This is a genomic window from Pseudomonas asturiensis, assembly GCF_900143095.1.
Lineage (GTDB): Bacteria > Pseudomonadota > Gammaproteobacteria > Pseudomonadales > Pseudomonadaceae > Aquipseudomonas > Aquipseudomonas asturiensis.
Window position 1 is genome coordinate 158,475 of the sequence record NZ_FRDA01000008.1, and the last position, 14,080, is coordinate 172,554.

Here is a 14,080-nt window from a genome sequence, read left to right on the forward strand (position 1 = left end):
TTGCCCGGCACGTTACTCGATTCTTGGGATTCATTGAAGCCCAGTCGGTCTGATCCTGTAGGAGAAGTCCCAAAATACTTGCAGTAGTTGGGGTTGTGCCACGGTCTCGTGTAAAGATGACCGTCATACAAAAGTTTTTCGACTGTCGTAAGCCACGCCAATAACAAAAGGAAATTTGCGGTGAAACTGAGCGATATTGCGCGTCTGGCAGGTGTGTCCGTCACCACGGCCAGCTACGTGATCAACGGCAAGGCTGAACAGCAGCGCATCAGCCCCGCCACCGTCGAGCGGGTACGGGCAGTGGTCGAAGAGCATGACTTTCGCCCCAACCCTCAGGCAGCCGGCCTGCGCAGCCGACACAGCAAGACACTGGGCTTTATCCTTCCAGACCTTGAAAACCCCAGCTATGCACGCATCGCCAAACTTCTGGAGCAAGGCGCAAGGGCACTGGGTTATCAGTTGCTGATCGCCAGTTCCGATGACGATCCCGTCAGCGAGCTGCAACTGCTGCAGGTGTTTCGCGCACGCCGCTGTGATGCGTTGCTGGTCGCCAGCTGCCTGCCGCCGAGCGACGACAGCTACCGCGAGCTGCAACTCAAAGGCTTGCCGATCATCGCCATCGACCGTGAAATGAACCCGGAATTTTTCTGCTCGGTGGTCAGCGACGACCACGACGCGAGCCTGCAGCTGACTCACAGTCTGCTGGAAACCAACCCCCGGCACATCGCCCTGATTGGTGCGCGACCTGAGCTGAGCATCAGCCGGGCGCGCGCTGCCGGCTTCGAGCATGCGCTCGCAGGCTTTGCCGGAACCACCATCGTGGAACATGGCGAGGCGTTCAGCAGGCAATGCGGCCAACGCCTGATGACCGAGATGCTTGAGCGCCTGGGTCAATTTCCCGACGCGCTCATCACCACCTCGTATGTGCTGCTGCAAGGCGTGTTCGACGTTCTGCAAAGCCAGACGCTGAACTCGACCCAACTGCATCTGGGCACGTTCGGTGACACGCAACTGCTGGACTTCCTGCCGTTGCCGGTCAATGCCATGGCGCAGCAGCATCAGAAGATTGCCGACACCGCACTGCAACTGGCCCTGGATGCGATTCAGAAGAATGAATATCAACCCGGCGTGCATGCCATCGTGCGTACCTTCAAGCAACGTATTCACGGGGTGTGAGCGTGGCGCTGATCGACACCCACACGCACCTCGACTTCCCGGACTTCGATGCCGACCGTGCGCACGTCCTGGAAAACTGTCGCGTGCTGGGTGTCCAGCGCATGGTGGTGCTGGGGGTTTATCAGCGTAATTGGCAGCGACTGTGGGACCTGACCGAACAGAACCCTGCCCTGCACGCCGCCTTTGGGCTGCACCCGGTCTATATCGACGAGCACCGCCCAGAGCATCTGACGCAGCTGGGTGACTGGCTCACACGCCTCAACGGTCATTCTCAGTTGTGTGCGGTGGGCGAGATCGGGCTGGATTACTACGTTGAAGGCCTGGACAAAGCGCGTCAGCAACAGGTGTTCAAGGCGCAGTTACAACTGGCAGCGGACTTCGATCTACCGGTCTTGCTGCATGTCAGGCGCAGCCATGCCGATGTGATCGCGACGCTCAAACGCTTTGCACTCAAACGCAGCGGCATCGTTCACGCCTTTGCCGGTAGCCGGGAGGAAGCGCGGGAGTACATCAAGCTGGGGTTCAGACTCGGGTTGGGTGGCGCAGCGACCTGGCCACAGGCGTTGCGCATGCACCGGGTGATTGCCGAACTGCCACTGCAAAGCGTGGTACTGGAGACCGACTCCCCGGACATGGCCCCGGCCATGTACCCCAACCAGCGCAACAGCCCGGAACATTTGCCGGACATTTGCACGGCACTGGCGAAGCTTATGAACGTCAGCCCCGCACAGCTGGCCGAGGCGAGTACCCGCAACGCCTGCGAACTGTTCGACTGGCCCCTCTGACGTCAGATCAGCAAGGTCCACAGGGCAAAACCTGTGTACCAGACAATCGCCGCACGGATCAGCAACTCCCAGAGCATGTCGAGGCTGCTCACGCCATCGGTGCCCAGCGCAGGCGCCGGCACGTCGCTGGCCGCACAGCCGATACGGTTGATCAGTTGCGGCGCGCTGATGTTCCAGTTGAGCAACTCATGCAGCATCACCCGGCTGACTGCAACGAAGTTGCCAACCAGAGCGAAGCTGGCCGCGAGCAGCCTGACCGGCACCCAGTCGAAGGCATGACGCAGTTGCGCAGCGCGCTCGACCAGGGCTGGCGTCTTGCCGTGCTCGGCAGCCAGCGCCAGCAGGCGATACGCCAGCGCCGCGACCGGCCCCAGCAGGAAGTACCAGAAGATCACCGCAAAAAAACTTTGATAGGCCTGCCAGAGCATGTAGCCCTGAACGCCCTGCAACAGTTGCTGACTGTCATCGGCCAGAACGCCCATGTCCCGCTCGGCCACATGCACGGCTGCCTGCGAATCGGCACGTCGACAGGCATCGCGAAACGGACCGAGCGCTGCAATCAGATCGCCTCTGCCCAGGCTGTAGATCAGCACCAGCAGGTGAACGGGCAGTGCCAGCCAGCCATACGCCACCGACCCCACGACGGTCAGCGCCAGTTGCAGCAACACGACCGGCAGCAGAATCAGCAACGCCAGGATCAGCCAGGGCCGCGACGCCGTTCGAGGACCGGCCTCAAGCCTGGCCAGCTCGCCCAGCCAGGGACCATCACGCTGCACACGCTGACGCAGCGCAGAGAACTTCTCCACCCAGACCGCCAGCAACAACACCAGAAAACTCATCGTTCGTCCCTCACATCATTCCTGCAGCGCCGCGTGAAATCTTGCCCAGTCAAAACAAGGCCCCGGATCGGTCTTGCGCCCTGGCGCAATGTCACTGTGACCACAGATGCGTTCAGGGGTAATGCCCGGATACGCGACACGCAACTGACGCGTCAAATCGGTCAGCGCTGCGTATTGCGCATCGGTAAAAGGCTGATCATCAGTGCCTTCCAGCTCAATGCCGATGGAAAAGTCGTTGCAGCCTTTACGCCCCTGAAAGCAGGAAACGCCTGCATGCCACGCCCGATCCAGACAAGAGACGAACTGAATCGCGTCGCCATCACGTTCAATCAGAAAATGCGCCGAAACCGTCAGATGGGCAATGCCTTCGAAATAAGGATGCTCAGAGGTATCAAGCCGATTCTGAAACAGGGCGTGTACCTTGCCCGTCTTGAACTGGCCGGGCGGCAGGCTGATGTTGTGGATCACCAAGAGCGAAATCTCGCCATCGGGTCGCGAATTGAAGTTGGGCGACGGGCAGTGCTGGACGCCTGTGCACCAACCGCTTGCGCAATCGAGCCGCATGAAAGCTCCTTGAGCGGACAACTGGATAGCGCTCAGTATGCCCGCGATGGAAAACGATGTGGGGGTTGTCACCAGGCGGGTGTTGTACGAAATGGCTTAAAAACGCGCAGCAGCGGCTCCGCACGCTGTCGCTGCCGAGGGCAGGCGACAGCGCCAAAGGCGTCAGGCGCCTTTCTTGAGCTTGCGCAATTGAGTGACCACCGACTCCAGCGCACGGTCGAACAACAGGGCGTCGTCGAGAATGCGCACCGCACCGCGACGAAACTCGACAGCCAGTCCCATCCGGGTCTTTTCCAGCACTTTCATGCCGGTGCGGTTGACGAAAATGTAGCGCCCGCCTGGCTCGACGATAGCGGTCAGTTTGCAGCGCAGCTTGTGCTCTTCGTCTTCCTGGATCTCGACCCAGCAGCCAGCGCGCAATGCATCCACCATTTGCAGACCGGCGTCATTCTCCGGCAACTGCCCGGGTGCCTCTTGAAGCAGCGCTTCTTCGGGTGCAATCAGGACAATTTCTTCCATGACTTCCATCATGGGCGGGCCTTCAAACGCTGTGACGGACGTTGCCACGCCAGCCGAAGCCTCATCACCTGAAACCTCATGCAGTCTGGACAGGTGCTGGAACGCCTGGACGTGCAGCGACTCAAGCTGGCTGAAAAACTCGCTGGTGGCAAAGGGGTCGAACGCCGCGCTGGTCAGGCCATCGCGCAGCGCCTTGAGCAGACCGGGAACCAGATCCAGCAGTTGCTGACAGGCTTGCGGCTCGTCGTGCAGCTCCACGCTCCAGATCAACTCGTCCATGGTCACCAGCCCCGCCTGCCACTCGCTGGAGCCATCACCGTGCTTGAGGCAGGTTAGCAGCAGGACCTTGCTCCAGGCCTCTTGCAGCAGGCGCACAACGGCCTCGGGCAGTGTCTTGCCCAGCAGACGTCGATTGAGTTCCTGCTGCACACGCTGACGCGCGAGTTCAGCGCGGGCACGCCCTTCTTCGGCGTCGCGGGTTCGCTGCTCAAGCAGCTCGCTGCGCCGACGCTCATCGCTGGTGAACGCCAGAAACTCGGCCAGCAACTCGGAAAAAATCGCCGGGTCGTCGACAAAATCGTTAAGCAGCCGCTGTACGATCTGCTCGACACGCACGTAGAGGGAGTCGCGCTGGTAATCATCGCGCCCACCCCAGCCGAGCGCTGCTGTGGCGATTTCATTGAGCAGACGACGGGCAGGATGACTGCCACGGCTGAAAAAGCTTTTATCGAGCACTGCCACCTTGAGCATCGGAATCTGCAGTCGCCCGATCAGGGCGCGCAGCGAAGGCGGCAGGTTACGGTCGTCGAGGATGAATTCGAACAACATCGCAATCAGGTTGATGACATCTTCATCACCCGCGCCCACACCACGGGACTTGCCGCTTCTGACGCTGACACGCGTCAGCAATTGCTCGAGCTGATCACGCAGGTCGAACTCGTCCGACGCCTGCTGTGCAGGCACGTACTGCTGCAAGTGCGAAAGCAGACGCAACAGGTCCTTGCTGGAGATGGGCCGTACTTCGGTGTTGGGTTCGTGGCGTGGCGTCAGATTGCCCCTGACCTGCAGTAGCAGCTCCTGCAACGCCGAAAACACTTCCTGCACGCCTTTGTCGAGCTTGTCGGCTGCCTCGGCCAGCGTGGGGTCGGACAACTCCGGACTGCGAGCACGCGGCGTCGGATGGTCAGATGAGCGACGCGCAGGCAAAGCCTTCATGTCCGGCAGGATACCGGTGGCGATCAACAACTGATTCGCTTCGCCATACAGATGGTCGGCGTTGCTCAGCACGTAGCGTTCGAACAGTTTGAGGATGATCAGCTTGACCTTGATCTCGACACCCAGACTGCGTGCGGCCTCAAGAAAGAGCCTGCACAGAATCGCTGGCCCCATGGGATTGGTCTCATCCGTCACAGGCTGCGGCAGCAATGCGTTGAGACGCAGGGTGAAGTGACTCAGTGCAAGGCTGTCACGGCTCATGACTTTCGTGACCATCGCATCGACAGCGACGGTTTTCTCGAGCTCATCGTTCGGCACCAGCGCAAGCTTGTCGAACGACACGGAGGCAGACAGCACGGGCTCGCTCACCCGGTACTGGCCAAGCGCCAGAAAGGATTCATAGAACTTGTCGAGAAACCCGCGCTCAATGCTTTTACGCTTGAGGCGCAAGTCCCGCATCGCTTCAAAGAAAAGGTTTTGCTCGCTGTTGCTGCTGGCGCGATCAGCCATCTCGAAGAGGGTATCGTCGGCGTTATCGAACAGCGCTTGCAACGCGTCCTTGAGCTGCTGCGCGGCCTTGTCACGCACTTGCAGCAACACCACGGGCAAGCGGGACAGGGGCGCACTGCCTCCTGGAACGGAAGATATCTTGCTTAACGGCACTACTTTTTCGTCGTTCGGCATTACACCCCCCTGACAGGAACTACCTGAGCGCATCACAACGCGGCGTAAAGCCTGCGTGACTAGCGATCCCCTTGGCTGGCGCCACGTCAAACCTATGACGTCAAATACAAGTCGGATTATCTTTCAAAACTTGTCATCGACGCCAGCTAAGTCTTTCATCCCCACAAACGGGGGTGGCACTGCCTCTATGCGGGGATAGACCGCGTCATTTGCGTTACATCGCAAAGCTTTTTGCAAAACCGACCAACAGCATGTCTTGAATACAGGACAAGGCACCCTGCGCGGGTGGGTTGAAAGGGAACGGTGCCTTATACTCGGGCGACTTTGTGAGTGGAGCCCGCTATGCCGAATTTACGCCTTGCCGCCCTGACCGCCGAAATTGAAGCGAACGTGCGCCGCGCGTTGCTCGAAGACGTCGGCAGTGGCGACATCACCGCCCAACTGATTCCTGCAGAGCGACTGGCCAAGGCCACGATTATCTCGCGCGACGCTGCAGTGATCGCAGGCACCGCCTGGGTCGATGCCGTGTTTCGCCAGCTGGATCCCCGGGTCGCCGTGCATTGGCAGGTGAGCGACGGTGACCGCGTGAGCCCCAATCAGGCGCTGTTTCATCTGGAAGGTCCTGCCCGATCGCTGTTGACGGGCGAACGCAGTGCGCTCAACTTCCTGCAGATGCTCTCAGGCGTGGCCACCCGTGCGCAGTACTTTGCGGACATGGTCGCTGGCACTCAGGTAAAACTGCTCGACACCCGCAAGACCTTGCCGGGCCTGCGCCTGGCCCAGAAGTATGCAGTCACGTGCGGGGGCTGCCATAACCATCGCATCGGCTTGCATGACGCTTTTCTGATCAAGGAAAACCACATCGCCGCCTGTGGCGGTATCGCCGAGTCCATCAACGCGGCCCACAAGATCGCCCCCGGCAAGCCGGTGGAAGTCGAAGTGGAGAGCCTTGATGAACTCAGGCAGGCGCTGGAGGCCGGAGCAGACATCATCATGCTCGACGAACTGAGTCTGGACGACATGCGCGAAGCCGTGCGCCTGACCGCAGGCCGGGCCAAACTCGAAGCCAGTGGCGGAATCAACGATGACACCCTGCGGGTGATCGCGGAAACCGGCGTGGATTACATTTCCATTGGCGCAATGACCAAGGACGTGAAGGCTGTGGACCTGTCCATGCGCCTGAGCATCTGATCCGCTTTTAGTTGAGCGCTGTCATCGAATCCAAATCGGGAGCAGACAACGTGGAAGACTGGTTTGTAATGAATGCGGGCAGGCAACTGGGCCCGATGGACTCGGCCGCAGCGCGCCTCATCGCCCGCGAGTCACCCGGTGCATGGTGCTGGAAACAGGGCATGCCGGACTGGAAACCGATCTATCAGGTCGCAGAAGTGCGCGCCCTGAAGAAAGACGGCGTCACGCCTTTTCCAGACCCGACGCCAGACATGATCCAGCCCCGACCGTCAGCCCTGCCCGCTCAGGCAGCCCCGGTGATCGCGCCTGCGCCCTCCTCCAGCACTGCGCCAATCAAGCGCCCATCGTTCACGCCTGACCCTGACGCGTCAGGCGGTTACGGTTCGTCACAGACCACCGATGGCGTGGACTTCAAACTGTATGGCACGGAAACCCAGTTCATCGAACTGGAACTCGATCGCGGCGAAAGCGCCGTCGCCGAAGCCGGAGCGCTGATGTACAAAACCTGTGACGTGCAGATGGAAACCATCTTCGGTGACGGGAGCAATCAATCATCAGGACTGCTGGGCTCGCTGTTCGGCGCAGGCAAACGCATGCTGACCGGCGAAAGCCTGTTCACCACCGTTTTCTCGCAACAGGGCTCGGGCAAAGGACGCGTGGCCTTTGCCGCGCCCTACCCCGGCACCATTCTGCCGCTCAACCTGCGCGATTTCGGCGGCAAGCTGATCTGCCAGAAAGACAGCTTCCTGGCAGGCGCCAAAGGCGTGTCCATCGGCATTCAGTTCCAGAAAAAAATTCTTACGGGCCTGTTTGGCGGCGAAGGCTTTGTGCTGCAGAAACTCGAAGGCGACGGCTGGGTATTCGTGCACATGGGCGGCACCGTGCGCAAAATCGAGCTGGCCGCGGGTGAAGGCCTCGATGTGGACACCGGTTGTCTGGCCGCCATGACGCAGACGGTCGATTACGACATCCGCCTGGTCGGTGGCGGTATCAAATCGATGCTGTTCGGTGGCGAAGGCATGGTATTCGCCAGACTCACCGGCCCCGGTACCGTGTGGCTGCAAAGCCTGCCATTCTCACGCCTGGCCGGACGCATGCTGGCTGCCGGACCTGCGGGCGTGGGCAGAAGCGAGCGATAACGCCAAATACGTCATCAAGGGCGCATGGGCGTCCTCATTGCCAAGGAAGAAACATGCTTATCTCTCAGGGTCAACGCATCCCTCTTTCCACCCTCATTCAAGGCTCCGATATCACGCTGTCCATCGAGATCAAGAGCGGCCACGTCATCGACTACGTCTGCTTTGGCGTCGATGCCAACGGCAAGCTGTCCGATGATCGCTACATGATCTTCTTCAATCAGCCCGCCAGTCCCTGCAACAGCGTCAAGCAGATCAACGGCGGTGACTTCCAGCTCGCGCTTTCCGGCCTGCCCGCCTCCATCGACCGCCTGGTGTTCACAGCCTCGATTGACGGTGCCGGCGCCATGAGCGACATCCAGGCCAGCCATTTCAGCATCAAGCAAAACGGGGCCGAGGCCGCACGCTGCGAATTCTCCGGCGCGACCTTCGCGGCCGAGAAAGCGATCATGGTCGCGGACATCTACCGCAAGAACGGTGAGTGGCGTCTTGCCTCGAACCTGCAGGGCTACAACGCCGGCCTCGACGCGCTGGTGGTGCATTTCGGGGGCGAGATTGCTGAGGCTCCCGCGCCTGCACCCGCGGCACCCGCAAAAATCTCCCTGGAAAAGAAGATCGCTGCTGCGGCACCTCAACTGGTGAGTCTTGCCAAAAAAGCGCAGGTCAGCCTGGAAAAAGCCAACCTGACCGATACCAGGGCGCGGGTCGGCCTGGTGCTGGATGCATCGGGCTCCATGAACCCTCAATACACCCGTGGACACGTACAGGAAGTGGTGGATCGGCTGATTCCCCTTGCCGTGCACTTCGATGACGACGGCGCGCTGGACTGCTGGGCGTTCGGTGCCAAACCCCAGCAACTGTCGGCCGTCACGCTGGCCAACTTCAAGGATTTCATCAAGACCGATCACGGCGGGTGGAAGGACTGGGAGCTGGGCGCTCGCGTCAATGACGAGCCCAAGGCGATGCGCAAGGTCATCGACTACTACAAGCAGTCGGGTGACAGGACACCGATTTATATTCTGTTCATCAGTGACGGTGGCGTGCATCAGGATCGCGAGATCAGCAAACTGATGGTCGAAGCCGCCAGACTGCCGATCTTCTGGCAGTTCGTGGGCCTTGGAGGACGCGGTTACGGGATTCTGGAAAAGCTGGACGACATGGACGGTCGAGTGGTCGACAACTGCAACTTCTTCGCCCTGGACCGACTGGACGAAGTGCCGGAAGAAAAGCTGTATGACTTGCTGATGGAAGAATTCCCGGACTGGCTCAAGGCAGCCAAGGGCGCGGGGATTCTGTAACGCCTGATAGAACGCCAATAAAAAACCCCCGCCATCACTGGCGGGGGTTTTTATTGAGCGCAAGGTTCGGGTTTAGCCGATCGACACGCCATGGGCTTCTGCCAGTGGCTTGAGGCCGCCTGCAAAGCCCTGGCCGATGGCCTTGAACTTGAACTCGTCGCCGTTGCGATACAGCTCGCCGAAGATCATCGCGGTTTCGGTCGATGCGTCTTCCGACAGGTCGTAACGCGCGATTTCCTTGCCGTCAGCCTTGTTCACAACACGGATGTACGCGTTGGAAACCTGACCGAAGCTTTGCTTGCGCTCATCAGCCGAGTGAATGGTCACGGCGAACACCAGTTTCTTGACCGCAGCAGCCAGGCCCGTCAGCTTGACCACGGCAGACTCGTCGTCGCCCTCGCCTGCACCGGAGCGGTTGTCACCCAGGTGCTCGACCGAACCATCGGTCGATTTTTTGTTGTTGTAGAAAATGAAGCTGTTGTCGTCCAGTACCTTGCCGTTCTCGCCGACGATGAAGATCGACGCGTCGAGGTCGAACTCGGTGCCGTCAGTGACACGCGGATCCCAACCCAGGCCTACGGTGATTTCTGTCAGGCCAGGAGCCTCTTTGGACAGAGAAACGTTGCCGCCTTTACTCAGACTTACCGCCATTTTCTTGATCCTTTTCTAGAAAGTAGTTGAGCGCGAATCAGAAGTTCATGCCGTAGGAATTGGCGACGGCCTTCAGACCGCCTGCGTAACCCTGACCGACCGCACGGAATTTCCATTCGCCAGCATTGCGATACAGTTCGGCGAAGACCATAGCGGTCTCAGTCGATGCATCTTCGGCCAGATCGTAGCGAACGATCTCGGAGGACGACTTCTCGTTCACCACGCGAATGAACGAACCGCCCACCTGACCAAAGTTCTGCTTGCGGCTGTCGGCATCGTGAATGGTCACGACGAAAACAATTTTATCGACGTCGGCAGGGACGCGGGTCAGGTCGACCTTGACCACTTCGTCATCGCCGTCGCCTGCGCCGGTGCGGTTATCACCGGCGTGCTCGACAGAGCCATCGGCACTCTTGAGCTGGTTGTAGAAAATGAAGTCAGCTTCACTGCGGACCTTGCCATTGGCGCCCAGCAGGAATGCGCTGGCGTCCAGGTCAAATTCCTGGCCGTCAGTGGCTCGCGGATCCCAGCCCAGACCGATGAGCACATTGGTCAGGGTAGGGTCGGTTTTCGACAGCGAAAGGTTGCCACCTTTTTGCAGAGTCAAAGCCATGATTCGGTTATCTCCTATATCCAGTGTTTACGCTTTTTCTTCAGCTGGCTCTTCTTTACCCGGGAAGAGCAGGCTGGCGACGATACCGATTACCAGAACGACCACTACAACCAGAAGACTGGCGTTGGCGCTGATCTCGTAACCGTGATGGAAAATGTGGTTGGTCGCATTCAGGCCCAGCTTGAGGGCAATGAAGAACAACAGTGCGATAACCGCTTTCTCCAGGTGCACCAGGTAACGCTTGAGGGCTTCAAGAACGAAGTACAGGGTACGCAGGCCCAGAATCGCGAACAGCATCGCCGAGAACACGATCAGAGGCTCACGGCTGACCGCGATGATCGCGGGTACGGAGTCGAACGCGAACAGTACGTCGGAGATTTCAGCCACGACCAGACACAGGAACAGCGGCGTTGCGAACAAGGCACCTTTGGCCGCCAGGGTAATACCGGCGTTCTCGGGCTTCTTCACTTCTTCTTCCAGCACCGAGCGGCGAACGAAGAAGTTGCTGCCGTGCAGCTTTGGCCATACCGGGAACAGCTTCTTGGCGAAGCGATACGCCATGTGCTGGGAGTAGTCGATCTCTTCATCGTCGTCATCACCGGCCCTGAGCATCATGATGGCAGTCCAGGCAACGATGATCGCGAACACCACTTCGACCCACGGGCCCAGCGCCAGCAGGCCGGTACCAATGGCGACGAAAATGCCGCGGAAAACGATGGCACCGATGATGCCCCAGTACAGAACGCGGTGGCGCAGGCCGTCCGGGATCTTGAACCAGGTGAACAACGCCATGAACACGAACAGGTTGTCGACGCTCAGCACTTTTTCCAGCGCATAACCGGTAACGAACAGCGTGGCAACTTCAGAACCGTGCTGAACGTACAGGAAACCGGCAAACGCCAACGAAATGGCAACCCAGAAAATCGACCAGGCGGATGCCTGAGCCAGCGTAATAGGCTTGTTTCCCCGGTGGGAAAACATGTCGATGGCCATGGCCGTAATGGCCAGGCCGATGAATACGGCCATGGTGAGTGGAGGGAAGCCTAGAGAGGTGCTTTCCATTTAACTGCGTTCCTTAGGGTGAAAAATTACAGGTCGAAATCGGATGGGTTCAGGCCAAGCTCTCGACAGATCGTGCGGCAGACTTCCCGCTCTTTCTCGTCGAAGCTGCCATCTGCGCCACCGATGGCACAGCAGACACGTACCAACAGACGGGAGGCATCTTCTTTTTTCTTGATCTTGCCGATGGTTTTCAAGGCTTCGGCACGGCCGATCTCGAAATCGAACTCGAATTTCGAGCACGCTTCCTGAAAGCCCTGAATGACGTCCTTCATGTCAAAAACTTTCAGTTCCTGAGAGTTTTGAATGAAGCCGGCCATTTTCTGCTTTTCGCTGGAGCTGATATCGCCATCGGCGGCAGATACCAGCGCACAACCGGAAACCACGGCGTCCATGAACTCGCGATTCTTGAACTTCGAGACTTCGTTAGCCAGTTTGTCACGAGCCGCTGTTGCGTTAGTTTTCAACCAGTCCAGCATGTCTATCTCCCATGAGGCGGCACGGCCGACCTCAGAAAATGAGTATGTCGTTTATTTCGAACCGGCAGCCCAGCGCATGCCCCAGCTGTAGGCCTTGTCCATGTTGCTGTGTCCGTTGTGGAAATCCACACGGCGCGTCACCTTGACCGCACCATTGTCGTTTTCCAGCAGCGCAATCGCACACATTCCCTGACGACCACCTTCCTCATTGAGGCGAACCTCGATGGGCGGCTGGCCAGGGGCGTGGATAGTGACAACTCCGTCGGTCTCTTTCCAGTTCGGCGCACCTTCATAGATGAATGCGTAGACCAGAATGCGGCGGATCTTGTTCCAGTGAGCACCGTTTATATGCAACCACTCGCCATCGCTGACAGAGCCGGTGCGGTCATCGCCCATCAGTTTGATGAAGGGCTCGGTGTTGAGCGAACCAAAAGAGTTGCCCAGTGCCTGCACGGCGCCTTTATGACCGTCCTGCAACTCGAACAGGCAGCCTACATCAAGGTCAATGGCATTGCTCTTCTTCATCGAGAAGAAACCGCCACCCTTGCTGTCACTGCGACGATTCCAGTTCAGGTTGACCCTGATTTCGCCAAAGCCGGCACTGGTCTTTTCCAGACTGATCGAAGCGCGCGTCTTGTCTAGCGTGATTTTGCTCAGACTGACGGTCGATTTGACGGCTGGCGGAGCGGAGACAGGTGCAGGTGCAGGTGCAGGTGCAGGTGCAGGTGCAGGTGCAGGTGCAGGCTGATCCTGCGGCGCCGCCACTTCAACCCCGAAATTCTTCGCCAGCGGCTCAAGACCGCCCGCAAAACCCTGCGCAACGCAACGGAATTTCCAGGCCCCCTGACGCAGATAGAACTCGCCCAGAATCAGCGCCGTTTCTTTCATGCCGCCAGTGGGAATATCTGCCTGAATGTCACCGGTGATGCTCAGAGCCAGCCGTGACACGCTGTCAAAGCTGGCCTTGTTCTCGTAAATGGTCGCTGTCAGCGCAACTTTCTCGATAGCCGGGTCCAGACGCCCCGGGTCGAGGGTGAACACGGCGCGACCGGACGACGCCTCGGTCAGCTGCACCGCTCCGCCGTTCACGCTTTTCTGACCGTAAAAACACATGTCCTGATCGCCACGGACCTTGCCGGAGCTGGTCAGCAGGAACGCGGACACGTCAATGTCCGCGCCCGCTAGAGGGGAGTAGCTGACGTCCACCGTCAGGGGACCGGCAGCTACCGGCGCATTGGCGCCTGGGACAAGTTGCGTCATGCGCGTACGGCTCCAATGGCCAGATCGACCAGGTCATCGGCGGTGCGACCGTTAGTGGCCTGGCCCACGGCGGTGAAGTCCCAGCCGCTTGGTGTGCGCGACAGGTAAGACATCACGACACCTGTGTGCTGGCCTTTCTCGGACAGATCGAAACGACCCAGCTCGTTGCGCGTGCCCAGATCGACAATACGGCAGTAGGCGTTGGCGACTTTCTCGAAGTTCTGTCCGGTAAAGGAGTTGACGGTGAAGACCAGATATTTCACGGTCGCTGGCAGTTTTTCCAGATCGACGCTAATGGTCTCGTCATCGCCCGCGCCTTCGCCGGTGCGGTTGTCGCCGGAGTGCTGAATGGCACCGTCGCGGGACTGCAATTGGCGGAACCAGACGAGGTCGAGCGGCTTCTTGTCGGCGTCCAGCATGATGCAGGATGCGTCAAGGTCGATGTCGCCACCGCCACCGCCCAGTAATTTGCCGAAGAATCCGCTCGCTTTCTCGGGGTCCCAGCCGAGGCCCATGCTGACTTTCTTGAGGCCGGTACCAGCGGTTTTCTCAAGTGAGATCGTCTGGTTTTTCGCCAAAGTGAGTGCCATTTTTCGCTCCATGTGGACTGC

14 protein-coding genes are annotated in these 14,080 nt (G+C 59.2%); 5 read left to right on the top strand and 9 right to left on the bottom strand.

Annotation, left to right across the window (positions count from 1 at the left end):
- The first annotated feature begins 180 nt into the window (after positions 1 to 180).
- Both cra and BUB69_RS15995 read left to right on the top strand, forming a co-directional pair.
- Complete coding sequence (cra, locus tag BUB69_RS15990; RefSeq protein WP_073168437.1) at positions 181 to 1,176, top strand: catabolite repressor/activator; 996 nt, start codon at positions 181 to 183, stop codon at positions 1,174 to 1,176.
- A complete protein-coding gene (locus BUB69_RS15995) occupies positions 1,173 to 1,961 on the top strand; it encodes a TatD family hydrolase (protein WP_175561752.1) in 789 nt (262 codons plus the stop codon). The genes cra and BUB69_RS15995 overlap by 4 nt, the downstream gene beginning before the upstream one ends.
- A gap of 2 nt (positions 1,962 to 1,963) precedes the next feature.
- Here BUB69_RS15995 and ampE read toward each other — a convergent pair whose 3' ends face one another.
- From ampE to BUB69_RS16010, 3 genes are all read right to left on the bottom strand, one after another.
- Entirely contained in the window at positions 1,964 to 2,800 is an 837-nt protein-coding gene (ampE, locus tag BUB69_RS16000; protein ID WP_073168440.1) for a regulatory signaling modulator protein AmpE, read from the bottom strand.
- A gap of 15 nt (positions 2,801 to 2,815) precedes the next feature.
- Complete coding sequence (gene ampD / locus BUB69_RS16005; RefSeq protein WP_073168442.1) at positions 2,816 to 3,364, bottom strand: 1,6-anhydro-N-acetylmuramyl-L-alanine amidase AmpD; 549 nt, start codon at positions 3,362 to 3,364, stop codon at positions 2,816 to 2,818.
- A 162-nt stretch (positions 3,365 to 3,526) separates the two neighbouring features.
- Positions 3,527 to 5,782 carry a DUF1631 domain-containing protein gene (locus tag BUB69_RS16010; RefSeq protein ID WP_073168445.1) on the bottom strand — a complete coding sequence of 752 codons (2,256 nt, stop codon included), beginning with the start codon at positions 5,780 to 5,782 and terminating at the stop codon, positions 3,527 to 3,529.
- A 342-nt stretch (positions 5,783 to 6,124) separates the two neighbouring features.
- On the opposite strand from BUB69_RS16010, the gene nadC reads away from it, so the two are divergent.
- From nadC to BUB69_RS16025, 3 genes are read left to right on the top strand one after another with little or no spacing between them, the layout of a single operon-like run.
- On the top strand, positions 6,125 to 6,973 hold the full coding sequence (gene nadC / locus BUB69_RS16015; RefSeq protein WP_073168447.1) for a carboxylating nicotinate-nucleotide diphosphorylase: 849 nt from the start codon (positions 6,125 to 6,127) through the stop codon (positions 6,971 to 6,973).
- 50 nt (positions 6,974 to 7,023) lie between these two features.
- Positions 7,024 to 8,112 carry an AIM24 family protein gene (locus tag BUB69_RS16020; protein ID WP_175561754.1) on the top strand — a complete coding sequence of 363 codons (1,089 nt, stop codon included), beginning with the start codon at positions 7,024 to 7,026 and terminating at the stop codon, positions 8,110 to 8,112.
- A 53-nt stretch (positions 8,113 to 8,165) separates the two neighbouring features.
- Positions 8,166 to 9,407, top strand: a complete 1,242-nt coding sequence (locus BUB69_RS16025) for a VWA domain-containing protein (protein ID WP_073168450.1) — start codon at positions 8,166 to 8,168, stop codon at positions 9,405 to 9,407.
- 72 nt (positions 9,408 to 9,479) lie between these two features.
- Here BUB69_RS16025 and BUB69_RS16030 read toward each other — a convergent pair whose 3' ends face one another.
- From BUB69_RS16030 to BUB69_RS16055, 6 genes are read right to left on the bottom strand one after another with little or no spacing between them, the layout of a single operon-like run.
- On the bottom strand, positions 9,480 to 10,058 hold the full coding sequence (locus tag BUB69_RS16030) for a TerD family protein (RefSeq protein WP_073168452.1): 579 nt from the start codon (positions 10,056 to 10,058) through the stop codon (positions 9,480 to 9,482).
- A 37-nt stretch (positions 10,059 to 10,095) separates the two neighbouring features.
- Entirely contained in the window at positions 10,096 to 10,671 is a 576-nt protein-coding gene (locus BUB69_RS16035) for a TerD family protein (RefSeq protein WP_073168454.1), read from the bottom strand.
- Between the two features lie 27 nt (positions 10,672 to 10,698).
- On the bottom strand, positions 10,699 to 11,733 hold the full coding sequence (locus BUB69_RS16040; RefSeq protein WP_073168456.1) for a TerC/Alx family metal homeostasis membrane protein: 1,035 nt from the start codon (positions 11,731 to 11,733) through the stop codon (positions 10,699 to 10,701).
- 26 nt (positions 11,734 to 11,759) lie between these two features.
- Positions 11,760 to 12,209, bottom strand: a complete 450-nt coding sequence (locus BUB69_RS16045) for a tellurite resistance TerB family protein (protein WP_073168458.1) — start codon at positions 12,207 to 12,209, stop codon at positions 11,760 to 11,762.
- Positions 12,210 to 12,260: 51 nt separating this feature from the next.
- Positions 12,261 to 13,469: a TerD family protein gene (locus BUB69_RS16050; protein ID WP_073168461.1), complete on the bottom strand. Its 1,209-nt coding sequence runs from the start codon at positions 13,467 to 13,469 to the stop codon at positions 12,261 to 12,263.
- Positions 13,466 to 14,059, bottom strand: coding sequence for a TerD family protein (locus tag BUB69_RS16055; RefSeq protein WP_004887472.1), 594 nt, complete (start codon positions 14,057 to 14,059; stop codon positions 13,466 to 13,468). The genes BUB69_RS16050 and BUB69_RS16055 overlap by 4 nt, the downstream gene beginning before the upstream one ends.
- Positions 14,060 to 14,080 lie beyond the last annotated feature (21 nt).